Raw genomic sequence first — 25387 nt, forward strand, 5'->3', positions numbered from 1 at the left:
CGGTCACGCCTGCACCACTTGCCGCTGGGCGGCCAGGAACGCGCGCAGCGACGCCGGCTTCACCGGCTTGGTCAGTACGCGACAACCGCGCTCGCGCGCCGCCAGCTTGAGCGCGTCGCTGCCGTCGCCGGTCAGCAACGCCGCAGGCAGGTTGCGCCCGCATTGCGCGCGCAACTCGTCGATCACGCCCAGGCCATCGAGGCGATCGTGCAGGTGGTAGTCGACCAGGGCCACGTCCGGGCACTCGCCCAGCAACGCCAGCGCCTCGTCGGCGTTGGCCGCGGTCAGCGCCACCACGCCCCAGCGCTGCAGCAGGCTGCGCATGCCGTCGAGGATCTCGCGGTCGTTGTCAACGCACAGGACGCGCAGGCCCGCCAGCGAATCGCCGCCGACCATCAGGTGCGGTTCCGGCAGTGGCGCGGCATAGATCGCGCGGCCAAACGGCACCGTGATCGAGAACACGCTGCCGACCCTGATCCTGGAACGCACCCGCAGCGGATGTTCGAGCGTGCGCGCGATGCGCTGGCAGATCGACAGGCCCAGGCCGAGTCCGCGTTCGCCACCGACACCCGGGGTATCGAAGCGGCGGAACTCGTCGAAGATCTGCCCAAGGTGATGCTCGGAGATGCCCGGGCCGGTGTCCCAGACCTGCAACTCGACCGCGCCTTCGCGCACGCGCGCGGCGATCAGCACGCCGCCCTCGCGGGTGTAGCGCAGGGCGTTGGCAAGAAAGTTCTGCAACGCCCGGCGCAGCAGGCGGCGGTCGCTGCGCACCGGCCGGGGCCGGTCGGGCGCGCGCACGCGCAACTGCAGGCCACGCCCGGAGGCCACTGGCGCGTACTGCGCCACCAGCTCCCGCAGCAGCTCGTTGACGTCGAAGTCGACGATCTCGATGCGCAGGGCGCCGGCGTCCAGGCGCGAAATATCCAGCAAGCCATCGAGCAGGTCTTCGGCGGCGCGCAGTGACGCATCGACGCGCTCGGCCAGGCGCGCCTGCTCGACCGGGTCTGGCGTCTCGCGCAGCGCACTGGCAAACAGCCGCGCCGCGTTCAACGGCTGCAGCACGTCATGGCTGATCGCCGCGAGGAAGCGCGTCTTTGATTGCTGCGCCGACTCGGCTTCACGCGTGCGCAGCTCGACGCGCTGTTCGAGCGTCTCGTTGACCTCGCGCAGGCCCTGCTCGGCGCGCTTGTAATCGGTGACGTCGCTATAGGTGGTGACGTAGCCGCCCGGCAGCGGCCGACCGCGCATCTCGATGACCTGGCCATTGCTGCGCACACGTTCGAACACGTGCGGCGCACCGGCACGCAGGTGCGACAGTCGCCGTTGCACCTGCGCCTCGACCATGGCTTCCGAATTCGCGCCCGGGCCCATCTCGCCGCGCTCGGCGTTCCAGCGGATCAGGTCGCTGACGGGGCGGCCGACATAGAGCATGCCGTCGGGGTAGTCGAACAGTTCCTGGTAGCGACGGTTCCACGCCACCAGGCGCATCTGGTCATCGACCACGCTGACGCCCTGGCTGATGTTCTCCAGCGTCGTCGACAGGATCTGGCGGTTGAAGCGCAGTTCCTGGTTGGCTTCGTCGAGCAGCGCGACCACCTCGCCCAGCTCCATGCCCGAGCCGCGCAACGCGGTGGTCAGGGTCAGTCGCGCCGAGGCCGCGCCAATGGCCGAAGCCAGCAGGCGCTCGGTGAACTGCGCCAGCGCGCGGTCGGCGGGCTGCTCCGGCAGCCACGGATGGCCCTGCTGTTGCGCGTACTCCTCGAAGGCGCGACGGGCATGGCGCTCACCGACGATGCGCTCTGCCAGCGCCAGCAGCTCGCTGCCGCGGACGCTGCCGGCCCAGCCGCCGGGGCCGAGCGCGGGCCGCTGCACGTAGGGGTCGAGGTAAGGCGAAGCGAGCAGCTGCTCCTGCAAGCGCGGCCGCTGCCGCACCGACACGAACAGGAACACGCCGACATTGAACAACAGCGACCAGAACGTGCCGTGGGTCAGCCGATCCCAACCATGCAGGCCGAACAGCTGCTCCGGCTGCAGCCAGTCCACGCCCAGCGGGCCGTGGTCCAGCCAGTCCGAGCCCAGCCAGCCACCACGGGCCAGCGCCGGCAGCAACAGCGTGTACAGCCACAGCACGGTGCCGGCGAACAGGCCGGCAAATGCGCCGGAACGGCTGGCGCCACGCCAGTACAGGCCGCCGATCAACGCCGGCGCGAACTGCGCGACCGCGGCGAAGGCGAGCAGGCCGTGCTGGGCGAGCGTGTCCTCGCCGGAGCGGCTGTAGTAGGCCGAGCCGCGGTGGTAGGCATAGGCCATCATCGCCAGCGCGACGATGGTGATGCGGCGTACCCACAGTACCTGGCGGTCGATGCCCTGGCCTTCGTGCAATGCACCGCTGCGCAACAGCAGCGGCATGATCAGGTCGTTGCTGACCATGGTCGCCAGCGCGACGCTGGCGACGATGACCATGCCGGTGGCGGCGGAGAAACCGCCGACGTAGACGATCAGCGCCAGCGATTCCTGCTTCAACGCCAGCGGCAATGCCAGCACATAGGTATCCGGCGACGCGCCGGTGCCGGCGAGCAGGGCCTGGCCGGTCAGCGTGATCGGCACCACCAGCAGCGAGATCAGGACCAGGTAACCACCGAACATCCAGCGCGCCGAACGAAGATCGGACGGGTCCTGGCACTCGACCACGGCGACATGAAACTGGCGCGGCAGGCAGACGATCGCGGCGAAGGCGAGCAGGGTCTGTGCGACAAACCCCGCTGGCACGCCCGGTGCGGTGACGATGCTGGCCGCCTGCACCATCCGCGCCGGCAGCGAACCCACGCCAGGCAGGTGGAACAGCGCGAACAGGCCGATGGCGAGGAAGGCCAGCAGCTTCACCAGCGATTCCAGCGCAACCGCCAGCACCATGCCGCGATGGTGCTCGGTGGCATCGATCTGGCGCGTGCCGAACAGGATCGCGAACACCGCCAGCAACAGCGCGACGTAGAACGCCGGATCCTGCAGCAGCCCGGCATCGCTGGGCACGTCGGCCAGCACCTCCACGCTCATCGCCACTGCCTTGAACTGCAGCGCGACGTAGGGCACCGCTGCGGTCAGCGCCACCGCCGCGACCAGTGCCGCCAGGCCGGGTGCACGGCCGTAGCGCGAGGACAGGAAGTCGGCGATGGAGACGATGCGGTTCTGGCCCGAGATCAGCACCAGCCGTTCGAGGATGCGCCAGCCGAAGGCGAGCATCAGCAGCGGGCCAAGATAGATCGGCAGGAAGCCCAGGCCGGTGCGCGCGGCCGTGCCGACCGCGCCGTAGAACGTCCACGACGAGCAGTAGACCGCCAGCGCCAGCGAGTACACGGCGGGGCGCATCCACCGCGATTTGGGCGTGTCGATGTCGCGCTGGTCGCCGTAGTAGGCCACCACGAACAGCACGCCGACGTAGCCCGCCGATACCAGCAGCAGAATCCAGCCAGGGATCATCGGCGCCCGCCCTTTCCAGCCATGGCCGCAGTGTAGACCGCGGCGGCGGCAGTGGCTCTACGACCAAAGCCCGGCGGGGCCAGCCGGGTCAGATCAGCGAATCGGCCAGCCGTGCGATCCCCTCGACGCTGCGTCGCCAGCGCGGGCGGGCGCGCCAGCTGTCCAGCGCCAGCACTTCGGCATCGGCCAGGTAGTCGCGCTCGATGCCTTGCAGCCGCGCGACCACACCGCGGTCGTAGCAGAGCAGGCCGGCCTCCGCGTTGAGGGCGAACGAGCGGATGTCGAGGTTGATCGAGCCGATCAGGGCGATGTCGTCATCGACGCTCAGGTGCTTGGCGTGGAGGAAGTGTGGTCGGTACAGGGCAATGCGGACCCCGGCCTCCAGCAGTTCCTCGTAGTAGGAGCGCTGTGCCCAGCGGGTGAGGTTCTGGTTGTTGCTCTGCGACAGCACAAGCTGCACCTCCACCCCCGACAGCGCGGCCAGCTGCAGCGCGCCGAGGGTGACATCGTCGGGGACGAAATAGGGCGTGGTCAGCACCACCCGCCGGCGCGCGTGCTGGATCAGCGCGACCACGACGTTGCGCGCATTCTGGAACGGATACGCCGGGCCACCGGGCAGCAATTGCGCCGGCACGGCGCCGGTGCCGATGTAGTCGCCGTCCGCAGCCAGCCGCTCGCCGGTCTCGATCAGCCAGTCGCTGGCGAACAGTCCGGCCAGCTGACGCACCGCTGGACCCTGCACGCGGGCGACCAGCTCGCGATTGGGCCGGCCGGGCACGAACTGCGGCGCCGCCAGGTTCTGCGAGCCGATGTAGCCGGTCTGGCGATCGATGACCGCCAGCTTGCGGTGGTTGCGCAGATCCATGCGCGACAGACTGCGCCAGGCCAGTCCGCCGGCCAGCATCGCGTGCACTTCCACGCCGGCATCGCGCAGCGGCCGGGCAAACGCGCGCAGTCCCGGCTTGGCCCCGACCGCATCGAGCAGCACGCGGCAGCGCACGCCGCGCGCGGCGGCACGTTGCAGCGCGCCGGCAACTTCGGCGCCGACGCCGTCGTCGAACATCAGGTAGTAGAGAAGGTGCACTTCACTGCGCGCGCCTTCGATATCCGACAGCAGCCGAGCAAGCGACTGCGCGTAGTCATCGAGCAGCTCGACGCCATTGCCGCGCGTGGGCATGAAGTCGCCCAATCGCTCGGCCAGGCCCGGGATGTCGGCGCTGGCCTCACCCACGCCACCGGGCGGCAGCCAGCGAACTTCACGTAGCAAGCCCTGCCGTTCGCGGATCACCTGCGACGCCAGCGCCTGGCGCTCGCGCCGTTGCCGGGCCAGCCACGGATGGCCCAGCACCAGGTACAACGGAAGGCCCAACAGCGGCACAAAGCCGACCAGCAGCAACCAGCTGCGCGCCGCCGCCGGCGGGCTGTGCACCGGTATCCAGGCGAGCGCCGCCAGCCGGATCAGCCAATCCAGGAAGAACAGCCAGTAGCCGGCATGCAGGTCGATGGGCATGGCCGACATTGGAGCACGGCCTCGCGTGATGGCCGCATGCGCATCCACTTTGAGACGGTTCTTATGTACTCGTTGACCGCGCGGCGTGAGCCTGAATGCCCTCACACGTAAGTCATCTCCTATGGAACGAGCAAAGTGGGCGGACCGGGGTCAACTATTGCAAGTTGGCCCGGCCGAAGAACAAATGGCCAGATGTTTTGGCGCATCGCGCCTTGGCAGCGTCGAACTATCCAGTCACGACCTGTCGTTCTGGGTGCAGATGCGCGGCGGCTCCTGGGTGGAAGCCAAGGAAGGACGCTTCTACCTGCGCACGGGCGACTGGATCGCATTCGCGAAGGACTCGATGCCGCTCATCCAGCCCGACCAGGACGGCATCTGCATCGGCCTCACCATCGCCGAGGACGCGCTGCGCGCAATGGGGCGTTTCTCCGACTTCGGCCTCTACGTCGGGCGTGGTCGACTCAGGCCGGAACAGGCACGGGAAGTCGCGCGCATGTGGTACCGGGCTTCGCGCAACATGGACAAGGACGGCAGAACCACGCGCATCCAGGCCCCGCTGCGATCGATGCTGCTGTTCCTGGAAGAAATGCAGTGCGAATACAGGACGCGCCTCGGGCTGTGCCCGGGTGCCTCGCTCGGCCGCAAGCGCCAGGTGTTCGAGCGGATGCAGCGCGCAAGCCTCTACCTGGAAGGGCATTGCCACCGCATCGTGCGCATCAGCGAACTGGCCGAACGCACGCGTTTCTCGACGTGGTACTTCTCCAAGCTGTTCCACAAGCTTTACGGCGAGAGTCCGCTGGCAGCGTCGGCGAGGATGCGACTGGACCACGCCGCCAACCTGCTCGCGTCGACCGTGATGACCATCGGCGAAGTCGGCGCCTCCAGCGGGTTCGACAACAGTTGCAGCTTCGCCCGCAGCTTCCGCGCGCGATTTGGCATGACCGCATCGGAGTACCGGGCCGCACGGCGAGATGCTGAGCTGATCCTGCAAAGGCGGCGAATTGGAGCCGCAAAAGATGCGGGCGCAAGTCGAGATTCGCTCAGGTACGCACGGAAAAACGTAATCAGGAACTCCGGAATAAGGTTGGCAGGCGCTTAACGCGCAACTAACAGTTCTCCGGAGAGTTACCACATGGATCACCGCAACACGCGCACTGCGGTGCGCGTCGGCACGCTGCCGGCATGCATCGCGATCGCCCTGGCGCCGGCACTCGCCGGCGCACAGGAAAAGGCCGAAAAGGGCGCCACGACGCTGGATCGACTCGAGGTCACCGGCTCACGCATCAAGCGCGCCGACATCGAGACGTCGCAGCCCATCTTCTCGCTGAGTCGCGAGGACATCAGTGCCCAGGGCTTGACCTCGATCGGCGACGTCATCCAAAACCTGACCGCAGGCGGCTCGTCGCTCAACAGCACCTTCAACAACGGCGGCAACGGCGAGACCCAGGTCGACCTGCGCAACCTGGGTTCGCAACGCACGCTGGTGCTGGTCAATGGCAAGCGCTGGGTTGGTGGCACCGGCCTGGGCGGCGCGGTCGACCTGAACACCATCCCCACCGCGGCGGTGGAGCGCATCGAGATCCTGAAGGACGGCGCCTCCACCATCTACGGCTCCGACGCCATTGCCGGCGTGGTCAACGTCATCCTGCGCCAGAACTTCGAAGGCGCTGAAGCCAACGCCTACCTCGGCCAGTTCGACAAGGGCGACGGCGCCAAGCAGTCCTATGACTTCATCATCGGCACGGCCGGCGAGCGCTACTCGGCGATGGTCGGCTTCGGTTACGTCAAGGAAGACCCGGTCCTCGCGGGCGACCGCTACATCTCGAAGGAGCCGACCTACACCACCGGCAACTTCTACGGCAGCGGTACCAGCCCGAACGGACGCTTCGCGTTGTGCCCGGGCGGGTACGACCCGGCAGCCGGGTCGTGCAAGGGCCCCCAGACCAGCTTCACCGGGCGACCGGGCACCTTTACCTATGACGGCAAGGGTTCCGCCCCGCGACCGTATGTCCCCGGCGTCGATGCCTACAATTTCGCGCCCGAGAACTACCTGCTGACCCCGCAGGAACGCCGCTCGGTGTTCGGCAACGCCTCGGTCGACATCACCGACGACGTCCGCTTCAAGACCACCTTCACCTATAACCAGCGCGAATCGGAGCAGCTGCTTGCCGCTTCGCCGGTGACGCTGGGCACGACCCCCAACATTCCCGACCTGGCCGAGCACGTCTTCATCAGCAGGGACAGCGTCTACAACCCGTTCGGCTTCGACGTCTCGCGCATCAACCGTCGCATCAACGAGACCGGCGGGCGCGTGTTCAAGCAGGACGTGCGGACGTTCGCCATTGATGCGGCGTTCGACGGTGTACTGCATGCGGGCGAGAAGGCCTTCGACTGGCAGGTCGGCACCTTCTATGGCGAGAACAAGGCCAACAACACCACAGAAGGCCTGTTCAATCTGATCGCGCTGGGACAGGCACTCGGCCCGTCGTTCCGCGATGCGAACGGCGTCGCGCAGTGCGGCACCTCGACCCAGCCGATCCACGGCTGCGTACCGCTGAACCTGCTGGGCGGAGTCGGCGGAATCACGCCGGAGATGCTCGCGTTCTCGGGCTTCACCGCACACGACGAATACAAGTACACCCAGAAGACCTACTACGCCAACATCGGCGGCGACCTGTTCGAACTGCCGGCCGGCGCGCTGGGTTTCTCGTTTGGTGTGGAGCATCGCGAGGAGGCCGGTTATGACTCGCCCGACGCACTGATCAATTCGGGCAACACCACCGGAAACGCACGCCGGGCGACGTCCGGCAGCTACGACCTCGACGAGGCCTACCTCGAGCTGGCCGTGCCGGTGCTGGCCGACGTGCCGTTCGCAAAGTTGCTGGATTTCTCCCTGGCCACGCGCTATTCGGACTACAGCAACTTCGGCGACACCCTCAACAGCAAGTTCGGCTTCCGCTGGAAGCCCGTTGATGACCTGCTGGTCCGCGGCAACTGGTCGCAGGGCTTCCGTGCGCCGTCGATCGACGAGCTCTTCGCCGGTCGCGGCGACTCCTTCCCGAGCCTGAGTGACCCGTGCAACACGACCAGCTTCCCAGTGCAGAGCTCGATCGCCAAACAGACCTGTGTCGCCCAGGGCGTGCCGCAGGGAGGCTATGTCCAGGATGGAGACCAGATCCGCACGACTGTCGGCGGCAATACGCAACTGAAGCCGGAAACGTCGGAATCGACGACCTTCGGTTTCGTTTATAGCCCCGGCTATGCCGAGGGCCTGGACATCGCGCTGGACTGGTGGCAGATCAAGATCGAGAACGCCATCACCACCATCGGCGCCGAAGCGATCATCCAGCAATGCATCAACTCCGGCGGCGTGGGCCCGACCTGTGACCTGTACTCGCGCCAGCGAGGCGGCACCATCGGTCGGCTGGTCGACACCACGACCAACATCGGCGGCACCCGTGCCGAAGGCTACGACCTGACCTTGGGTTACCGCCTGCCGGAGACCTCGCTCGGCAAGTTCACCCTGACCTGGGATACCACCTACCTGGCCGAGCGTGTCGACGATCTCGATGGTGACGGTCGGTATGGCGAAGACGTGCAGCTTCAACCGGCAATCGGCCAGCCGCTGAACCATGACGAAGGCGGCAACTTGGTGGGCGAATACACCGAGAGCAACAACCAGTGGCGCATTCGCTCGAACCTGGGAACTCGCTGGCAGAAGGGCGACGTCGGCGCGACCTGGAATGTCCGCTACTACTCGGCGCAGGACGAGGTTTGCAATCCGCGTTACGAGGCCGACGGCTTCGCTTACCTGTGCACCGAAACCAACCGCCACGTCGGCATTCCCACCGATGCCAACAGCAATGGCGTGTGGGACGGGGTCGCCGGCGGCGACAGGATCGATTCGCGCAAGGCGTCGCGACACCATATCGGCGCTACTACGTACCACGATGCCAGCGTCTTCTGGAATTCGCCGTGGAACTCGACGGTCACGCTCGGCATGAACAACCTGTTCGACAAGAACCCGCCGATTGCCCTGGAAGCGTTCGCCAACTCGTTCGACCCGCAGTACGAAGTGCCGGGACGCTTCTTCTACATGCGTTATGCGCAGAGGTTCTGATCGACCCGTGCATGGATGCACGGTGCACGGACGCATCGCTACGGCCCCGGGAGGGGCCGTAGTTGTTTGCGCGGGCGACTCCGTGTGTGGCGCACAAAAGAAAAACCCGCCTTTCGGCGGGTTCTCTCTGAAACTTGAAGGCGCTGTGGATCCCCGCTTTCGCGGGGATGACCCTCTGACAAAGCCACGCGCTCAGCGCGTGGGTCAGAAGGTCACTTGATCTTGCCTTCCTTGTAGTTCACGTGCTTGCGAACGACGGGGTCGTACTTCTTGACCTCCATCTTGTTCGGGGTGTTCTTCTTGTTCTTGTCGGTCGTATAGAAATGACCGGTGCCGGCAGAAGAGATGAGACGGATCTTGTCGCGCTTGGAAGCCATGGTTCGATCCTCCTCAGATCTTTTCGCCGCGGGCGCGCAGGTCGGCGAGAATGGCGTCGATGCCATTCTTGTCGATGGTGCGCAGGGCGGCACTGGAAACACGCAGCTTCACCCAACGGTTCTCGGAAGCGACCCAGAAGCGGCGCTCATGGAGATTCGGGAGAAAGCGGCGGCGGGTCTTGTTCATGGCATGCGAGACGTTGTTGCCAGTCGTCGTTCGCTTACCGGTTACTTGGCATACACGGGCCATACGCACCTCGAAAGGTAATGGTGCTTCCCTTGGCCAGGGAGGCGGCGGCCCCTCCGCTGTCACACCGGGGTGTGGGCGGCGCGCGATACGGGTAAGGAATTCTCGCCGCACGAGGCGGGCCGGAATCGCGCTTCCGGGGTCCGCCCGGTCAAGCCCCTAAAGGCCAGCCGGACGCAGCGAGCCGCGCATTATGCCCGTGAAAAGCGGGGCGGGCAAGTAGTTATCCACAAGCTGGAGCGTCCGCGCGTCATCCCGGCGGATGCCGGACCCAGGCCCTCGGAAGCTCCGGCCCTCGGCCCACCGTCATCCCGGCGAACGCCTGGACCCACCTTGCCGTTGCCCTGCCGCGCAACGGCACGAGCAGCGTCCCTGGATCCCCGCCTACGCGGGGATGACGGATCTTTTGGGGATCCCCGCCTACGCGGGGATGACCGCAGGTCGGCAGCAGGTCAGATCAGCCCGCTTTTGCCGTCTTCTCCGCCGATTTGGCGATGAACGCGCGGACCTGTTCTTCCAGCACCGGCAGCGGCACGGAGCCCTGGCTGAGCAGGGCGTCGTGGAAGGCTTTGATGTCGAAGCGGTTGCCCAGCGCCTTCTCGGCCTCGGCGCGCAGGCGCAGGATCGTGATCTCGCCGAGCTTGTAGCTCAACGCCTGGCCCGGCCAGGAGATGTAGCGGTCGACCTCGGTGGTGACTTCGTGCTCGCTCAGGGCGGTGCGGTCGCGCAGATAGGCCAGGGCCTGGTCGCGGGTCCAGCCCTTCGCGTGCACGCCGGTGTCGATGACCAGGCGGCAGGCGCGCCACATCTCGTAGGTCAGGCGCCCGAAGTCCTCGTAGGGGGTCTCGTAGATGCCCATTTCCTTGCCGAGCTTCTCGCTGTAAAGGCCCCAGCCCTCGCCATAGGCGGAGATGTAGGTCTCGCGGCGGAAGGCCGGCAGGTCGCCCTGCTCCTTGGCCAGCGAGCCCTGCAGGGCGTGGCCCGGCGACGATTCGTGCAGGGTCAGCGCCGGCAGGTTGTAGAGCGGGCGCGAGGGCAGATCGTAGGTGTTGAGCCAATAGGTGCCGGCGCCACCGCGGCCGCTGGTCCAGAACGGGGCAATGTCGGGCGGCACCGGCACGATGGTGAAGCGGCCGCGCGGGAGGGTGCCGATGAACTTGCCGACCTCGCCGTCGACGCGCTTGGAAATCCAGGCGGCGCGATCGAGCAGGGCCTGCGGCGTGGTGGCGTAGAACTGCTTGTCGGTGCGCAGGAAGTGCAGGAACGCCGCGAACGTGTTCTCTTGAGGCGGGCCCTTGAACCCGACCTGCTTGATGATCGCCTCCATCTCCGCCTGGATGCGGGCGACTTCCGCCAGCCCGATCTGGTGGATCTGGTCCGGATCCAGGTCCAGGGTCGTGTACTCGCGGATCTGCTGGCGGTAATAGGCCTCGCCATCGGGCATCTGCGACGCGCCCAGCGTGGTGCGCGCCCTGGGCACGTATTCCTCGCGGAAGAAGGTCAGCAGCCTGGCGTAGGCCGGGACCATGCGGTCGCGGATCGCCGCCGCGCCGTCGGCGCGCAGGCGCGCCTGCTCGTCGGGCGGAATCGATGCGGGCATGCGCTTGAAGGGTTCATAGAAGTTCGACTGCTGCGGGTCCTTCACGTCGGCCACGGCCGCAATCGAGACATCGCGCCCGTCCAGCACCGCGCGCGGCACGCTGAAGCCACGGGCCAGGCCGGCGCGCATGTTGTCGATCTGCTGGTCGAAGTAGCGAGGAACGTCGCTCAGGCGGTCGATGTAGGCGCGGTAGTCCTGCGCAGTGCGCATCGGGCGCCGGGTCATGAAGCCCAGGTTCGACCAGAACGAAGAGTCCGAGTTGAACGGCATCTCGTAACCATGCAGGCGCACGTCGGCGGCGAGGTTCTCGACCTGGGCCTTGTAGACGGCAAAGTTGATGCGGTTCTGCGGGCTCAGCCTGGCCGTGTCGATGGCATCCAGGCGCTTGAGCACGTCGTCCCACACCTTCAGGCGGGCGGCCTGGCTGGCGGCGTCGACCGAAGGCAGCTTGTGCTGGTCGGAAGAGCCGTCGCTGTCCTCGTCGGCGGCGCCGGTCTGTTCCTGGCGCCACTTCCATTCCTGGCTGTAGATGGCTTCAAAGCGGGTGTCGGCGCGGCCGGCATGCGCGGCCAGGGAGGCGAGGGCGAGGTGGCCGGACAGCAGGGCCGCGAGCAGTGGTTTCACAGGATGGACCGGTAATGGCACGAAGCGCCGATCTTCGCATTCCCGGCGGGTCAAGCGTTGGCTGATCTGGCTGGTTCGACCATTGGACCGGGCGCGCTCAGTGGCTGGCGCGGTCGCGGTGCCAGCCGCGGTGCTTGATATCCAGGTACAGGCTGTAGGCGGCGGTGAAGGCCGGGAACAGGTTCTGGATCACGCCCACCGAGTCCTGCTTCTGCGAGAACACGAAGTAGCTCAGCGTCATCACGCTGCCGACCAGGCTCATGTACCAGAACAGCCGCGGGATCACCGGCTTGCCGTGCTTGCGCGACGCGACGAACTGCACGAGCCAGCGACCACCGAACATCAGCGCGCCGGTCAGGCCGATGATCTTCCACGGCGACATGTGCAGGCCGGTCCACTCCAGCCAGGTGATGGAGTGGTTCATGAAGTCGTATGCCATCGGCGCCGTCCGCTCGTGATGCCTGAAGTGAAGGTCAGCTCAGCTCGCGCACCGCGGTGACCTTGCCGCGCTTGATCAGCCAGGCCACGCCGCGCAGGTCGCTGATGCCGACCAGCGCGCGATTGAGGTTGTTGTATTTCGACACGCCGGCCGAGCGCGGGCGATGGTTCACCGGCACGCTCACCGTCTTCCAGCCCGCGCGCTGCATCAGCGCCGGAAGGTAGCGGTGCATGTGGTCGAAGTAGGGCAGTTCCAGGAAGGCGGCGCGCTCGAACAGCTTGATGCCGCAACCGGTGTCGGGCGTGTCGTCGCGCAGCATGCGCGAGCGGATCGCGTTGGCCCAGCGCGACGCCCAGCGCTTGCTGCCGCTGTCCTGGCGGTTGACGCGCCAGCCGGCGAACAGCTTGATGCCTTCGCCGGTGGCGGTGGCGTCGCGCTTTTCGAGCAGCCTGGGGATGTCGGCCGGGTCGTTCTGGCCGTCGCCGTCGAGGGTGGCGATCCACTCGCCGCGCGCGGCCTTGACGCCGTTGCGCACCGCGGTGCTCTGCCCGCTCTGGGTGACGTGCTGGATCACGCGCAGCTCCGGCACCTCGGCCTTGAGCGCCTGCAGCACCTGCAGGGTGTCGTCGCGCGAGTGGTCGTCGACGTAGACGATCTCGAAGTCGGCCTTGCCGCGCAGCGCGGCGGTGATTTCATGCACCAGCGGGGCGACGTTGTCGCGCTCGTTGAATACCGGCACGACGACCGAGAGTTGCGGGGTGTTGTTCATGGGGCGTCAGGCCTTGTCGCCGAAATAGGTGCGGCACCAGTCGACGACCTGCGGCAGGCCGATCTCGATCGGCGTCGCCGGTTCGAAGCCGAAGGCGGCGTGTGCGCGCGCGGTGTCGGCCATGGTCTCGACCATGTCGCCGGGCTGCATCGGCTTGTAGACCTTGGTGGCCCGGGTGCCGGCGGCGGATTCGATGACTTCGATGAAGCGTTCCAGCTCCACCGGCGTGTGGTTGCCGAGGTTGAACACGCGATGCGGCGCGGCCGGAGGCGCCAGGTCGGTGGACGGCGGATGATCGAGTGCGCCGAGCACGCCGTTGACGATGTCGTCGACGAAGGTGAAGTCGCGACGCATCTTGCCGTGGTTGAACACGTCGATCGGCCGCCCGGCCAGGACCGCGCGCGAGAACAGCAGCGGCGCCATGTCCGGACGGCCCCAGGGGCCATACACGGTGAAAAAGCGCAGGCCGGTCGAACGCAGGTCGTACAGGTGCGCGTAGGTATGCGCCATCAGCTCGTTGGCGGCCTTGGTCGCCGCGTACAGCGAGCGCGGCTGGTCGATGCGCTGGTCTTCGGAGAACGGCGGCGTCGCCGAGTCGCCGTATACCGAGGAGGAGCTGGCGTAGACCAGGTGCTGCACGCCGCGATGGCGGCACAGTTCGAGCAGGTTGACGAAGCCGGCCAGGTTGCTGTCGACGTAGGCGTGCGGATGGGTCAGCGAATAGCGCACGCCGGCCTGCGCGGCCAGGTGGACCACCTGCGTGGGCTGCACTTCGTCGAACAGGGCCGCCAGGCCATCGCGGTCGCCCAGGTCGAGCGTGCGGATGTCGACCTGCGGGCACAGCGCGGCGACCCGGTCGCGCTTGATCTGCGGGTCGTAGTAGTCGTTGTAGTTGTCCAGGCCGACGACGTCCTCGCCGCGCGCGCGCAGGGCGCGGCAGGTGTACGCGCCGATGAAGCCGGCAGCGCCGGTAACGAGGATCGTCATGGGTGGGGTCCGGGGGTGACTTGAGCCAATTCCACTGCTCCTGGAAGCAACGGGTGGGCCGTCTGCCGGCGCCGGTCGCGCCTGGCGCGGGTCGGCGGCCTGCCTGGCCGGCGCCAATGATGCCCGATTCGGGTAACAACCGGCGGTGAATCGGCCGCGCGGGCGGGTCAGGGCCGGCCAGTCGACGCCCTCAGGCGTCGTTGTCGGGATGGATGTCGAAACCGAGCGTGAGCTTGAGTTCGGCCAGGCCGGCGCTGAGTTCCGGGCGCAGTTCGAAGCCGAACGCTTCCTCGCCGAACAGGCCGACAAACAGCCCGCAGCGGCCGCCCTGGGCAGCGAACGCGTGCAGGGTGTCGCGGTGCATCGACAGCCGCAGCTGGATCGCGCCGAGGAAATCCTCGATCTGCTCGCGGCACCACTCGCGCGGCTGACCGTCAGGGGTGAGTTCGACGTAGCCGTAACTGTCGCGATAGACGCCCTGGCCGTTGCCGGGCGACTTGGCCTGGCCGGCGCGCCAGGCGCGCTTGGGCGTCAGCCCCAGCTGGTCGAACAGCGGCGCCAGGTCGGCGCTGGGATGGGTGGCACGCAGACAGACGAGGTAGCGATACGGGTTCATGGTGGCCATCCTGGCCTTACTCTGTGACGGTACCGCGCAGCTTTTCCAGCACGCCCTCGAGCGAATCGAGGTCGTTGTAATGGATCACCAGCCGGCCCTTGCCGGCGCGGCCGTGCATCACGCTGACCTTGGTGTTGAGCGATTCCGACAGTTCGCGCTCGAGCGTGGCGATGTCGGCCTGCGGCTTGACCTTGGCCGCCTTGGGCTTGCTGCCCGAGGTCGGGATCACGCCGGCGGACAGCTGCTGCACGCGGTGCTCGACTTCGCGCACCGACCAGCCGTGCTCGGCGGCCTGGCGCGCCAGCGCGATCGCGGCCTGCGGCGTCAGCGCCAGCAGGGCGCGGGCGTGGCCCATCTCCAGCGCATGGGTCTCAAGCAGCACCCGGATCTCGGTGGGCAGCTCGAGCAGGCGCAGCATGTTCGACACCGACGCGCGCGAACGGCCGACCGCTTCGGCGGCCTGGGCGTGGGTCAGATCGAATTCGTCGATCAGGCGCTGCAGCGCCGTGGCTTCTTCCAGCGGGTTGAGGTCTTCGCGCTGGATGTTCTCGATCAGCGCCATCGCGACCACGGTGCGGTCGTCGACTTCGCGGATCACCACCGGGATCTCGTTCAGCCCGGCCAGCTGCGTGGCGCGCCAGCGGCGTTCGCCGGCGATGATCTCGTAGCGCTTGCCGCCGATGTCGCGCACGACAATGGGCTGGATCACGCCCTGCGCCTTGATCGACTCGGCCAGCTCGGCGAGCTTGTCCTGGTCCCAGTGCTTGCGCGGCTGGTACTTGCCCGGCGTCAGTGCATCGACCGGAAGACTGCGCAGAACGTCGCCTTCCACTGCTTCCAGCACCGGCGCCTCGGCGGCTGCCTTGGGTCCGAGCAGGGCTTCCAGGCCGCGGCCGAGACCGCGCTTCTTGGCTACGCTCATGCCGTGGTCTCCTTCGCTTCAGGCGGGCGTGCGGCGGCCTTGGCGGCCTGGTCGCGTTCGCGCTGGCGGCGCAGCACTTCGCCGGCCAGGCCCATGTAGGCGATGCCACCGCGGCTGGCGCGGTCGTAACCGACGATGCTCTGGCCGTGGCTGGGCGCCTCGGCCAGGCGCACGTTGCGCGGCACGATGGTGCGGAACACGCGGTCGCCAAAATGATTGGTCAGCTCGGCCGAGACGGCATTGGCGAGGTTGTTGCGCACGTCGAACATGGTGCGCAGCACGCCTTCGATCTCGAGCTTGGGATTGAGGTTGGCCTTGAGCGCATCGATGGTATCGACCAGCGCGCTCAGGCCTTCCAGCGCGTAGTACTCGCATTGCATCGGGACGATGATCGAGTCGGCGGCAGTCAGCGCGTTGAGCGTCAGCAGCGACAGCGCCGGCGGGCAATCGATCAGGATGAAATCGTAGTCCGGGCGCAGTTCCTGCAGGGCCAGGCGCAGGCGCTGCTCGCGGCCGGGTTCGGCCATCAGCTGCACTTCGACCGCGGTCAGGTCGATGTTGCCCGGCAGCAGGTCGAAATCCTCGGCGGTGCGCACGATCGCGCTGCGCACTTGCGTCTCGCCGAGCAGCACTTCGCAGATCGAGTTTTCCAGCTCGCGCTTGTTGACGCCGCTGCCCATCGTCGCATTGCCCTGCGGATCCAGGTCCACCAACAGCACCCGCTTGGGCGTGCGCGCGAGCGCAGCGGCCAGGTTGACAGCGGTGGTGGTCTTGCCGACCCCGCCTTTCTGGTTGGCGACGGCGATGATGCGGGCCATGCGGCTCGTCCTGGGCTGAGTGCGGAAGTGGACCGGCGTGGGGCCGGACCGTGGATTATGCCCGGATGGTGACCCTTGCGCGTCCCTGCGTTGCTGTCTGGGCGATATCGTTGCCCACGGCGACGGACGGCGACGCCGGATCAAGCACTTGCGCTGCCTCCAGTCGCCGGGCTGCTGGCGACTGGCGTCGAACGCCGCTAGGCGACGCGGCCGACCACGACCAGGTGGCGCTCGGCCGCCAGGCCCGGAACCGTGAGCGGGTGCACAGCCTGCATCGCCCATCCCGCCGGCAGCGCGGCGATCTCGTCGTGCGGATACACGCCCTTCATTGCCAGCAGTTGGCCGTCGGGCTTGAGCAGGTGGCCACCGAGTTCGACGATCAGCGGCAACGTCGCCAGTGCGCGCGCGGTGATCGCGTCGTACTGGCCCGGTTCGGCCAGCGCCTCGATGCGCGATTCGGCGACGCGGACGTCGCGCAGGCCGAGCTGGCGGATCGCCTCGCGCATGAAGCGCGCTTTTTTGCCGGCGCTCTCGACCAGGGTCACGCGCAGACCGGGTTTGACGATCGCCAGCGGGATGCCGGGCAGGCCGGCGCCGGTGCCCAGGTCGGCCAGGCTGCCGCCGCGTGCCGCCATGTCATCGACGAACGGGTGCATCGCCAGCGAATCGAGCAGGTGCTTGCTCACCATCTCGTGCGGATCGCGCACTGCGGTGAGGTTGTAGGTCTTGTTCCAGCGCAGCAGCAGCGCCAGGTAGTCGAGCAGCGGTGCCGACAGCGCCGGGTCCAGCGCGAGTGCGCGCAGGCCGTCGTCGAGCGTCTTGCGCAGCCGGCTGTCGAAGAGCGAGCCGTTGAGGGGCGAGCCGTCGAGGGGCGAGCTGTCGAGGGGCGAGCTGTTGGAGGGCGCGCCGTCGAAGGGGGTGGGGGTATTCATCCGGCGCGCATTATCGCCGATGCATGCCCGCGGCGGCCACGGCAGCGCCGCGACGCTACCGGGTCGGACGCCAGGCCAGCGCGCCCAGGTAGTCCTGCGCCGGCTGCAGCTCCTGCAGGCGCCAGTCCTGGGGCGAACCCAGTGCCGGATCGCATTCCGCCAGCCGCAAGCCGTCGTCGCCGTCCTCGAAGCGCAGACGCTCCAGACCAAACGAGATGCCATGGCCATGCGCCTTCAGCACCGCCTCCTTGGCGCACCACAGGCGCAGGAAGGCGTGGTCGCGTACTGCCGCCGACGGGGCGGCGTGGAGCCAGGCGACCTCGGCCGCGGTGAAGTAGCGCCGCGCCAGCTCCAGGGCGCGGGCGCGCGGGCGCAAACGCTCCAGGTCGATGCCGAGCTGGACGCCCTCGCCCAGGGCGATCAGCAGGCCGTCGCCGCTGTGGCTCCAGTTGCAGTCCCAGCCGGCCAGCACCCCGGCCAGGCGCGGTCGCCCGCGCAGGTCGCGCGCCAGTGGCAGCTCGGCGGCGACGATGCCGAGTTGCGCGGCCAGCCAGTCGCGCGCCAGCGGTTCGGCCGGCTGCCGCGGGAGGTGCGGCCGCCAGGCCCAGCGCACGGCCCCGGCGGGCGTGATTGGGGGGGCAGACAGGGACATGAACTTGCGTTTGGGTTCGCAGGCGGCCTCCAGCGTAAGCTAATGCAGGGGAAAGGCGGCGCCAGCCGCAGGAAAAACACGTCATGTCCGCTGTCGTCGACGCCAGCATCGCCAACCTGCCGCTCGTGCCGCTGACGCACGGTGAGGCTGTTCGTGCCATCGCGTTCGACGGCGCCGGTGCGGTCGACCTGGACACTTTCTGCCGCCAGGTGCGCGCAGTGGCGGCGATGCTCCCGCCCGGGCGCCACGCGATCAACCTGTGCGAGGACCGCTACCGCTTCCTGGTCGCGTTCTGCGCCGCCGCTGTGCGCGGGCAGACCACCTTGCTGCCGCCGTCGCGCGCGCCGGCGGTGATCGACCAGGTGCGCGAACAGTATCCCGACAGTCATTGCATCGGTGACGACGCGCTTGCGTTGGCGCCGCCGGATTGCTTCCACCTGCCGCAGCCGCTGCCCGAACTCGACGGCGCGCCGTTGCAGATCGACACGAACGCGGTGGTGGCGATCGGCTTCACGTCCGGCAGCACCGGCCAGCCGCGGCCCTATGCGAAAACCTGGGCCAGTTTCCGTACCAGCACCGCGCAGAACCTTGCCGCTCTCGACGGGCTGCTGAACGCAGCCGGGGTGACGCATGCCGTCGCCACCGTGCCGCCGCAGCACATGTACGGCATGGAGATGTCGGTGCTGCTGCCGTTGCTGGGTACCGTCGCGGTGCATTCTTCGCGTCCGTTGTTCCCGGCCGATGTCGCGCGCGCGCTGCACGACGCACCGACGCCACCGTTGCTGGTGACCACGCCCGTGCACCTGCGCGCGCTGGTCGCCGAAGGCATCGCGCTGCCGGCGCTGGCCGGGATCGTTTCGGCCACCGCGCCGTTGCCGGCCGAACTGGCGCGCGCCGCCGAAGAAAGTTTCGGCTGCGAGGTGCGCGAAGTGTTCGGCTCGACCGAAACCTGCGTGATCGCGCGCCGCCGCACCGCACGCGAGACGGCCTGGACGCCGCTTCCGGGCGTGCGCCTGGCGCCGCAACCCGATGGCACTGCCGTGCACGCGGCGCACCTGGCCGAACCGGTGGTGCTGGCCGACCTGGTCGAAGTCGACCCGATCGACGGCCGCTTCGAACTGCGCGGTCGCAACGCCGACATGCTCGAGATCGCCGGCAAGCGCGCCTCGCTCGGCGACCTCACGCGCAAGCTGCTGGCCGTGCCCGGGGTCGTGGACGGTGTCGTCTTCCAGCTCGACTCCGCCGATGCGATGGGGGTGCGTCGCATCGCCGCGCTTGTGGTTGCGCCGGGGCTGGACGAGGCCGCGATTGTGTCGGCGCTGCGCCAGCAGCTCGATCCGGTGTTCCTGCCGCGGCCGCTGCGCCGCGTGGCCGCGCTTCCGCGCAACGAAACGGGCAAGCTGCCACGCGATGCGCTGAACGCGTTGCTGCACGACTAGGCATCGCGGGGAAATTGCGCGACGGCCGCTCCCGGCGCTGCAAGGCGCGGTTTCGCCGAATTTTCTGACGTCGCCGTCACATCTGCCCGTACAGACTCGCTTCGCCCCACCCCGGGGACGCATGGCCTCATGACCATTCGCGCGGATCAAGGAGACACGAGCATGATGGGCATCCTCGTTTGGCTGATTGTCGGCGGCATCATCGGCTGGGTGGCCAGCCTGATCATGAAGACCGACGCGCAGCAGGGCCTGTTCCTCAACATCATCGTCGGGATCATCGGCGCCTTCATCGGCGGCTGGCTGGGCGGCATGTTCGGCCTTGGCGGCGATATCAACGACGGCAATTTCAGCGTCAGCGGCCTGTTGATGTCGCTGGTTGGCGCCATCGTCCTGCTCGCCATCGTCAATCTGTTCCGGCGCGGACGCGTGCGCTGACGCCGCGACTGCGGCCTGGACGAAAAAGGCCCGGCATTGCCGGGCCTTTTGTTTGTTCCGGGGTGATGATTCAGCCGCCCAGTTGCACCCACGCCGGCGCGTGATCGCTGGGGCGGTCCCAGGTTCGCGTTTCGCGGTCGATGCCCGAGGCGACGCAGTGCGGGCGCAGTGCGTCGGAGACCAGGGTCAGGTCGATGCGCAGGCCGAGGTTGCGACGGAAGCCGCCCTGGCGGTAATCCCACCAGCTGAACTGGCGCTCGTCCGGATTGAGCGCGCGCCAGGCATCGTGCAGGCCGAGCGCATTGAGCCTGAGCAGCGCATCGCGCTCGGCGCGTGAGGTGAGGATATGGCTGTCGTTCCAGACCGTGGCGTCGTGGACGTCGCGCTCGTCCGGGGCGATGTTGAAATCGCCCAGCACGATCATGCGCGGGTGCGTCACCAGTTCCGTCGCCAGCCAGTCGTGCACCGCTTCGAGCCAGCGCAGCTTGTAGGCGTACTTGTCGGTGCCGACGTCCTGGCCGTTGACCACGTACAGGTTGACGATGCGCAGGTCGCCGACGGTCGCCGCCAGCACGCGCTTTTGTTCGTCCTCGAAACCGGGGATGCCGATCTGCACATCCCGGGCCGATTCGCGCGAAAGCACGGCCACGCCGTTATAGGTCTTCTGCCCGGCAAAAACGCTGCGGTAGCCGGCGGCGAGCAGGTCGTCATCGGGAAAGCGCTCGTCCTCGAGCTTGGTTTCCTGCAGCGCGACGATGTCGGGATTGGACGCCCCCAGCCACTGTTGCAGGTGCGGCAGGCGGACGTTGAGGGAGTTGACGTTCCAGCTGGCGATCTTCATGGGCGAAGTTTAGCCGCATACTCGGCGCCTGGACCTCCACGCCCACCACCGACCCCGCCGCAGAACCGCCATGAACTGGATCGACCTTCGCAGCGACACCGTGACCGAGCCCACCGATGCCATGCGCGAGGCGATGCTTCGCGCGCCGGTAGGCGATGACGTCTACGGCGAGGATCCCACCGTCAACGCGCTGCAGCAGCGGCTGGCTGACGACCTTGGGTTTGCCGCCGGCCTGTTCGTGCCCAGCGGCACCCAGTCGAACCTGATCGGGCTGATGGCGCACTGCCAGCGCGGCGACGAGTACATCGTCGGCATGGATGCGCACACCTACAAGTACGAAGGCGGCGGCGCGGCGGTGCTGGGCTCGATCCAGCCGCAGCCCATCGTGCAGGCCGACGACGGCACGCTGCCGCTGGACGTGGTGGAGCGGGCGATCAAGCCGGTCGACCCGCATTTCGCCCTGACCCGGTTGCTGTGCCTGGAGAACACCTGGCACGGACGCGCATTGCCACTGGAGTACCTGGCGCAGGCGCGTGCCCTGTGCGACCGCCGTGGCCTGGCGCTGCACCTGGACGGCGCGCGCCTGTTCAACGCGGTGGTGGCGCTGGACGTGCCGGCGCGGGAGATCACGCGGCACTTCCACAGTGTCTCGGTGTGCCTGTCGAAGGGCCTTGGTGCGCCGGTGGGTTCGGTGCTGCTGGGCACGCAGGAGTTGATCAACGTGGCCAGGCGCTGGCGCAAGGTCGTCGGTGGTGGCATGCGCCAGGCCGGCATTCTTGCCGCGGCCGGTTTGTACGCACTGGACCACAACGTCGCGCGGCTGGCCGATGACCATGCGCGCGCGGCGCGATTGGCCGAAGGACTGGACGGGTTGTCGGGCCTGCGAGTGGTCGCCCGGCACACCAACATGGTGTTCATCGACGTGCCGGTGGAGCGCATCGATGCGCTGCGGCGGGTACTGGCGGAGGCGCGCATCCGCGTGTCGATCGGGTACACGCCGGCGATCCGGCTGGTGACGCATCTGGGTGTGGATGATGCGGGGGTCGATCGGGTGGTGGGGGCGCTGCGGGGGTTTGCCGCGGCCGGCTGATTGGAGGCGCCGGGTCCTTCGACTTCGGCGCGATGCGCCTACGCTCAGGACGAACGGTGATGGGGCGTGCCGTTCCCCACCGTTCGTCCTGAGCGTAGCGCAGCGAAGTCGAAGGAACCTGCTTCGCCGAAACCTACTTCGCCAGCCAGCGGATCATCTTGTCGATCGCGCCGCGGTAGGGCGGTTTGAGCAGGTCGCTGGCGGCCATGCGGCGCTGGCGGAACACCGGCAGCAGCTTGCTGAAAGTGTCGAAGCCGGTGCGGCCGTGGATCGCGCCGATGCCGCTGGGGCCGATGCCGCCGAAGGGCAGGTCGTGCGCGCCGAAATGCAGCAGGGTGTCGTTGACGGTGACGCCGCCCGACAATGTCCCGGCAAGGATCTTCTCGATGCTGGCGTTGTCGCCACTGAAGGGATACAGCGCGAGCGGCCGCTCCAGCGATTGCACCTGCGCGATCGCCTCATCCAGCGTGCGATAGGCCAACACCGGCAGGATCGGGCCGAAGATCTCGTGGCGCATCACTTCGGCGTCGGCCGGCGGGTCGAGCACCAGCGTCGGCGGGAACAGGCGGTCCTGGGCGTTGCGCGCACGGGCCTCGTCGTCGAGGTCCGGAGTCACCGGCTCGATCACGGTCAGGCCGCGCGTGCGCGCATCGTCGACGTAGCCGCGCAGGCGCGCGAACTGGCCGTCGTTGATGATGCGGGTGTAGTCGTGCGGCGCGTCGAAGTCGCCGTAACGCGAGCGCAGCTCGGCCTTCATCGCCTCGACGAAGGCGTCGCGGCGCGCCGCGTCGATCAGCACGTAGTCCACGCCGATGCAGGTCTGGCCGGCGTTGAACCACTTGCCGGTGGCGATGCGTGCGGCGGCGCGGTCGAGCGGGTAGTCGGCGCAGACGATGGCCGGGGCCTTGCCGCCCAGCTCCAGTGTCACCGGCGTGAGGTTGGGGGCGGCGGCGGCCATCACCTTGCGACCGACCGCGGTGGAGCCGGTGAACAGCAGGTGGTCGAACGGCAGGCCGGCAAACGCGGCGCCCACTTCAGGGCCGCCAATGGCGACGGCGACGCGGTCGGCCGGGAAGACATCGGCCAGCAGCTCGCGCATCCACACACCGGTGCGCGGGGCGTGCTCGGACGGCTTGAGGTAGACGTGGTTGCCGGCGGCGATTGCCGATACCAAGGGCACCAGCGCCAGGTTCACCGGGTAGTTCCACGGCGAAAGGATGCCGACCACGCCGACCGGTTCCGGGCGGATCTGCGCGCTCGCCGGCCAGAAGCGCCAGCCCACCGCCGCGCGGCGCGGACGCATCCAGCGGCGCAGGTGGCCCAGGGCGTGGTCGATTTCAGCCAGCACGATCATCGCTTCCGACAGCAGGTTCTCGTGCTGGCTGCGATGGCCGAAGTCGGCGCGGATCGCCGCGTCCATGTCGGCGATGCGGGCGCGGAACGCGTCGCGCAGGCGCAGCAGGTCGGCGCGGCGCTGGGCGCGGTCGGGCTTGCGCGCCTGCCAGGCCTGACGCAGGCGCTCGCGGGTGGTGGCCAGTTGGTTGAGGGGCGTGTCGGCGGTGATGTCCATACGGTCGAGTGTAGACCGCGCCGGGTCGGTCGCAGCAGGGTAAAGTCGGACATCCACGGCGCCGCTCATCCCCCCCTGCGACGGTGCGACGGATAGAATCCGGGCATGACCATGCGTCCCTACCTCGACACGTTTCCCAGCCACGGCGAGCGGGTCTACATCGACCCGTCCGCGGTGGTCATCGGCGCCGTCACCATGGGAGATGACGTCTCCATCTGGCCGATGTGCGTGATCCGCGGCGACGTCAACAGCATCCATATCGGCGCCCGCACCAACGTCCAGGACGGCACCATCGTCCACGTCACCCACGAGGGGCCGTTCACGCAACCTGGCGGCGTGCCGACGGTGATCGGCAACGACGTGACCATCGGCCACGGCGCCATCCTGCATGCCTGCACGCTCGACGACTTCTGCCTGATCGGCATGGGCGCGCGGGTGCTCGACGGCGCGCGCGTGCATCGCTATGGTTTCGTCGGTGCCGGTGCGGTGATCGCCCCGGGCAAGCAGGTCGGCGAGGGCGAGCTGTGGTTGGGCAATCCGGCCAGGCTGGTGCGCCGGCTCAGCGAGCGCGAGATCGAACAGCTGCACTACAGCGCCCAGCACTATGTACGATTGAAGGACCGCTACCTGGGGATGATCGGGTAGCGCAGCGGCAGGCCGCGGCAGGGGGTCGCGGGCACCGCAGGAGCAAGGACTTCCCGCAAGGGAATGAGGGATACATGGAAAGTTTCGAGTACCGCAATCCGTATGCGGCGCCGACGGCGCAGGTGCAGCCCACCGCGGAAGAACGTTTTGACGACGAGCTGGTCACGGCGGGGCGACTGCCGCGGTTGATGGCGGCGCTGGCCGACGGCGGCGTGTCGCTTGCCGTCGCCCTTCCGCTGATCATCGCCATCGCTCGCTACAACCCGGCCCGTGGCATCGGCGAACTCGGCGGCTCGCTGGTCCTGCTGAGCGTGGCCGGCTTCGTCGCCTTGGGCATCTACACCCTGATCCTGCTCAGTCGCGAAGGGCAGACCATCGGCAAGCGCTGGGTCGGCATCCGCATCGTCCGCACCGACGGCGAGCGCGCTGGCCTGGGGCGCCTGTTCTGGCTGCGCTACGCCGTGCCCGGCCTGATCGGCGGCGTGCCGTTCCTCGGCCCGGTCTTCAGCCTCGCCAACATCCTGTGGATCTTCGGCGAGCAGCGCCGCTGCCTGCACGACCACATTGCCGACACGATGGTCGTCGACGCCTGATGCTCGACACGTACCGCGAAGTGGTGACGCCGGAAGGCGTCGCCCTTCACCTGCCCGCCGCCGGCCCGGTTCCGCGGGCGCTGGCCTGGTTGCTGGATCTGGCGATCCGGCTGGGCATCGTGTTCGTTTCGGCCATGGTGCTGGGGATCCTCGGGCGCAGCGGGACGGGTTTCTACGCCGTGGTCCTGTTCCTCGTGTACTGGTTCTATCCGGTGCTGTTCGAGGCGATGTGGGATGGCCGCACGCCTGGCAAGCGCGCACTCGGGCTGCGCGTGGTTGCCAGCAACGGCGCCCCGGTCGGCTGGCTGGCGGCCTTCACCCGCAACCTGCTGCGCGTGGTCGACATGCTGCCGATGGGTTACGCGGCGGGCCTGGTCAGCAGCCTGCTCGATCCCTGGGGCCGGCGCATCGGCGACATGGTCGCCGGCACGCTGGTCGTGCACGACGTGCGCACGGTGGCGCCGACGCCGCAGCCGTTCAACCATGTCATGGCGCCGCCGGTGGTGCTGCAGCCGTACGAGCAGGCCGCGCTGGTCGCCTTCGCCGAGCGCGGGCCGCGACTGACCCAGGCGCGGCAGGAGGAACTGGCCGAGCTCGCCACGCCGCTCACCGGTGCGCGCGGAACGCTGGCGGTGACGCGCCTGTATGGCATGGCCAACTGGCTGCTGGGGCGGCGCTGAG

23 protein-coding genes are annotated in these 25387 nt (G+C 68.1%); 8 read left to right on the plus strand and 15 right to left on the minus strand.

Annotated elements, in window-relative coordinates:
• Positions 1–3 precede the first annotated feature (3 nt).
• Positions 4–3480 (minus strand): PAS domain-containing hybrid sensor histidine kinase/response regulator, encoded by a 3477-nt coding sequence (locus tag AC1DER_RS10100; RefSeq protein WP_441815509.1) that lies wholly within the window; start codon positions 3478–3480, stop codon positions 4–6.
• A gap of 88 nt (positions 3481–3568) precedes the next feature.
• Complete coding sequence (gene cls, locus AC1DER_RS10105; protein WP_477246734.1) at positions 3569–4990, minus strand: cardiolipin synthase; 1422 nt, start codon at positions 4988–4990, stop codon at positions 3569–3571.
• A gap of 85 nt (positions 4991–5075) precedes the next feature.
• On the opposite strand from cls, the gene AC1DER_RS10110 reads away from it, so the two are divergent.
• Entirely contained in the window at positions 5076–6089 is a 1014-nt protein-coding gene (locus AC1DER_RS10110) for a helix-turn-helix transcriptional regulator (protein WP_477246732.1), read from the plus strand.
• A gap of 33 nt (positions 6090–6122) precedes the next feature.
• Positions 6123–9110: a TonB-dependent receptor domain-containing protein gene (locus tag AC1DER_RS10115; RefSeq protein WP_477246730.1), complete on the plus strand. Its 2988-nt coding sequence runs from the start codon at positions 6123–6125 to the stop codon at positions 9108–9110.
• Between the two features lie 212 nt (positions 9111–9322).
• On the opposite strand, the gene rpmG is transcribed toward AC1DER_RS10115, so the two are convergent.
• From rpmG to AC1DER_RS10170, 11 genes are all read right to left on the minus strand, one after another.
• Positions 9323–9487 (minus strand): 50S ribosomal protein L33, encoded by a 165-nt coding sequence (rpmG, locus tag AC1DER_RS10120; protein WP_200607758.1) that lies wholly within the window; start codon positions 9485–9487, stop codon positions 9323–9325.
• 13 nt (positions 9488–9500) lie between these two features.
• On the minus strand, positions 9501–9737 hold the full coding sequence (rpmB, locus tag AC1DER_RS10125; RefSeq protein WP_158731856.1) for a 50S ribosomal protein L28: 237 nt from the start codon (positions 9735–9737) through the stop codon (positions 9501–9503).
• A gap of 454 nt (positions 9738–10191) precedes the next feature.
• Entirely contained in the window at positions 10192–11979 is a 1788-nt protein-coding gene (locus AC1DER_RS10130; RefSeq protein ID WP_477246753.1) for a DUF885 domain-containing protein, read from the minus strand.
• 76 nt (positions 11980–12055) lie between these two features.
• Entirely contained in the window at positions 12056–12382 is a 327-nt protein-coding gene (locus AC1DER_RS10135) for a lipid-A-disaccharide synthase N-terminal domain-containing protein (RefSeq protein WP_441815504.1), read from the minus strand.
• Between the two features lie 49 nt (positions 12383–12431).
• Positions 12432–13166, minus strand: a complete 735-nt coding sequence (locus AC1DER_RS10140; RefSeq protein ID WP_477246727.1) for a glycosyltransferase family 2 protein — start codon at positions 13164–13166, stop codon at positions 12432–12434.
• Between the two features lie 6 nt (positions 13167–13172).
• Positions 13173–14153: an NAD-dependent epimerase/dehydratase family protein gene (locus AC1DER_RS10145; protein ID WP_441815502.1), complete on the minus strand. Its 981-nt coding sequence runs from the start codon at positions 14151–14153 to the stop codon at positions 13173–13175.
• 190 nt (positions 14154–14343) lie between these two features.
• Positions 14344–14769: a hypothetical protein gene (locus AC1DER_RS10150; RefSeq protein WP_441815501.1), complete on the minus strand. Its 426-nt coding sequence runs from the start codon at positions 14767–14769 to the stop codon at positions 14344–14346.
• A 16-nt stretch (positions 14770–14785) separates the two neighbouring features.
• Positions 14786–15691: a ParB/RepB/Spo0J family partition protein gene (locus tag AC1DER_RS10155; RefSeq protein WP_441815500.1), complete on the minus strand. Its 906-nt coding sequence runs from the start codon at positions 15689–15691 to the stop codon at positions 14786–14788.
• Positions 15688–16509: a ParA family protein gene (locus AC1DER_RS10160; RefSeq protein ID WP_441815499.1), complete on the minus strand. Its 822-nt coding sequence runs from the start codon at positions 16507–16509 to the stop codon at positions 15688–15690. The genes AC1DER_RS10155 and AC1DER_RS10160 overlap by 4 nt, the downstream gene beginning before the upstream one ends.
• 197 nt (positions 16510–16706) lie before the next feature.
• Positions 16707–17441, minus strand: a complete 735-nt coding sequence (gene rsmG / locus AC1DER_RS10165) for a 16S rRNA (guanine(527)-N(7))-methyltransferase RsmG (RefSeq protein ID WP_477246723.1) — start codon at positions 17439–17441, stop codon at positions 16707–16709.
• Positions 17442–17496: 55 nt separating this feature from the next.
• Positions 17497–18093, minus strand: coding sequence for a 4'-phosphopantetheinyl transferase family protein (locus AC1DER_RS10170; protein ID WP_477246721.1), 597 nt, complete (start codon positions 18091–18093; stop codon positions 17497–17499).
• 107 nt (positions 18094–18200) lie between these two features.
• Here AC1DER_RS10170 and AC1DER_RS10175 point away from each other — a divergent pair, with 107 nt between their 5' ends.
• Together AC1DER_RS10175 and AC1DER_RS10180 are read left to right on the plus strand one after the other, a co-directional pair.
• Positions 18201–19532 carry an AMP-binding protein gene (locus AC1DER_RS10175; protein ID WP_477246751.1) on the plus strand — a complete coding sequence of 444 codons (1332 nt, stop codon included), beginning with the start codon at positions 18201–18203 and terminating at the stop codon, positions 19530–19532.
• Between the two features lie 165 nt (positions 19533–19697).
• Positions 19698–19967 carry a GlsB/YeaQ/YmgE family stress response membrane protein gene (locus AC1DER_RS10180; RefSeq protein WP_441815496.1) on the plus strand — a complete coding sequence of 90 codons (270 nt, stop codon included), beginning with the start codon at positions 19698–19700 and terminating at the stop codon, positions 19965–19967.
• Between the two features lie 70 nt (positions 19968–20037).
• Here AC1DER_RS10180 and xth read toward each other — a convergent pair whose 3' ends face one another.
• Positions 20038–20808: an exodeoxyribonuclease III gene (gene xth / locus AC1DER_RS10185; protein ID WP_441815495.1), complete on the minus strand. Its 771-nt coding sequence runs from the start codon at positions 20806–20808 to the stop codon at positions 20038–20040.
• 70 nt (positions 20809–20878) lie between these two features.
• Here xth and ltaE point away from each other — a divergent pair, with 70 nt between their 5' ends.
• A complete protein-coding gene (gene ltaE / locus AC1DER_RS10190) occupies positions 20879–21898 on the plus strand; it encodes a low-specificity L-threonine aldolase (RefSeq protein ID WP_477246718.1) in 1020 nt (339 codons plus the stop codon).
• Positions 21899–22031: 133 nt separating this feature from the next.
• Here the strand turns inward: ltaE and AC1DER_RS10195 are convergent, their stop codons facing one another.
• A complete protein-coding gene (locus AC1DER_RS10195; protein ID WP_477246716.1) occupies positions 22032–23468 on the minus strand; it encodes a coniferyl aldehyde dehydrogenase in 1437 nt (478 codons plus the stop codon).
• Between the two features lie 105 nt (positions 23469–23573).
• Here AC1DER_RS10195 and AC1DER_RS10200 point away from each other — a divergent pair, with 105 nt between their 5' ends.
• From AC1DER_RS10200 to AC1DER_RS10210, 3 genes are all read left to right on the plus strand, one after another.
• The gene (locus AC1DER_RS10200; protein ID WP_441815492.1) at positions 23574–24113 is read left to right on the plus strand and encodes a gamma carbonic anhydrase family protein; all 540 of its coding nucleotides are present in this window, start codon (positions 23574–23576) and stop codon (positions 24111–24113) included.
• Between the two features lie 74 nt (positions 24114–24187).
• Entirely contained in the window at positions 24188–24706 is a 519-nt protein-coding gene (locus AC1DER_RS10205; protein WP_477246713.1) for an RDD family protein, read from the plus strand.
• The gene (locus AC1DER_RS10210) at positions 24706–25386 is read left to right on the plus strand and encodes an RDD family protein (protein WP_477246711.1); all 681 of its coding nucleotides are present in this window, start codon (positions 24706–24708) and stop codon (positions 25384–25386) included. The genes AC1DER_RS10205 and AC1DER_RS10210 overlap by 1 nt, the downstream gene beginning before the upstream one ends.
• Position 25387: the final 1 nt, after the last annotated feature.

It is taken from the genome of Lysobacter sp. 05T417, from assembly GCF_056396405.1.

Coding starts and splice junctions, on each gene's coding strand:
- rpmG (WP_200607758.1), bottom strand. CDS start 9,487: ATGGCTTCCAAGCGCGACAAGATCCGTCTCATCTCTTCTGCCGGCACC.
- AC1DER_RS10195 (WP_477246716.1), bottom strand. CDS start 23,468: ATGGACATCACCGCCGACACGCCCCTCAACCAACTGGCCACCACCCGC.
- AC1DER_RS10205 (WP_477246713.1), top strand. CDS start 24,188: ATGGAAAGTTTCGAGTACCGCAATCCGTATGCGGCGCCGACGGCGCAG.
- AC1DER_RS10210 (WP_477246711.1), top strand. CDS start 24,706: ATGCTCGACACGTACCGCGAAGTGGTGACGCCGGAAGGCGTCGCCCTT.
- AC1DER_RS10100 (WP_441815509.1), bottom strand. CDS start 3,480: ATGATCCCTGGCTGGATTCTGCTGCTGGTATCGGCGGGCTACGTCGGC.
- AC1DER_RS10140 (WP_477246727.1), bottom strand. CDS start 13,166: ATGAACAACACCCCGCAACTCTCGGTCGTCGTGCCGGTATTCAACGAG.
- AC1DER_RS10155 (WP_441815500.1), bottom strand. CDS start 15,691: ATGAGCGTAGCCAAGAAGCGCGGTCTCGGCCGCGGCCTGGAAGCCCTG.
- AC1DER_RS10115 (WP_477246730.1), top strand. CDS start 6,123: ATGGATCACCGCAACACGCGCACTGCGGTGCGCGTCGGCACGCTGCCG.
- AC1DER_RS10145 (WP_441815502.1), bottom strand. CDS start 14,153: ATGACGATCCTCGTTACCGGCGCTGCCGGCTTCATCGGCGCGTACACC.
- rpmB (WP_158731856.1), bottom strand. CDS start 9,737: ATGGCCCGTGTATGCCAAGTAACCGGTAAGCGAACGACGACTGGCAAC.
- cls (WP_477246734.1), bottom strand. CDS start 4,990: ATGCCCATCGACCTGCATGCCGGCTACTGGCTGTTCTTCCTGGATTGG.
- AC1DER_RS10200 (WP_441815492.1), top strand. CDS start 23,574: ATGACCATGCGTCCCTACCTCGACACGTTTCCCAGCCACGGCGAGCGG.
- AC1DER_RS10135 (WP_441815504.1), bottom strand. CDS start 12,382: ATGAACCACTCCATCACCTGGCTGGAGTGGACCGGCCTGCACATGTCG.
- AC1DER_RS10170 (WP_477246721.1), bottom strand. CDS start 18,093: ATGTCCCTGTCTGCCCCCCCAATCACGCCCGCCGGGGCCGTGCGCTGG.
- AC1DER_RS10160 (WP_441815499.1), bottom strand. CDS start 16,509: ATGGCCCGCATCATCGCCGTCGCCAACCAGAAAGGCGGGGTCGGCAAG.
- rsmG (WP_477246723.1), bottom strand. CDS start 17,441: ATGAATACCCCCACCCCCTTCGACGGCGCGCCCTCCAACAGCTCGCCC.
- xth (WP_441815495.1), bottom strand. CDS start 20,808: ATGAAGATCGCCAGCTGGAACGTCAACTCCCTCAACGTCCGCCTGCCG.
- ltaE (WP_477246718.1), top strand. CDS start 20,879: ATGAACTGGATCGACCTTCGCAGCGACACCGTGACCGAGCCCACCGAT.
- AC1DER_RS10180 (WP_441815496.1), top strand. CDS start 19,698: ATGGGCATCCTCGTTTGGCTGATTGTCGGCGGCATCATCGGCTGGGTG.
- AC1DER_RS10150 (WP_441815501.1), bottom strand. CDS start 14,769: ATGAACCCGTATCGCTACCTCGTCTGTCTGCGTGCCACCCATCCCAGC.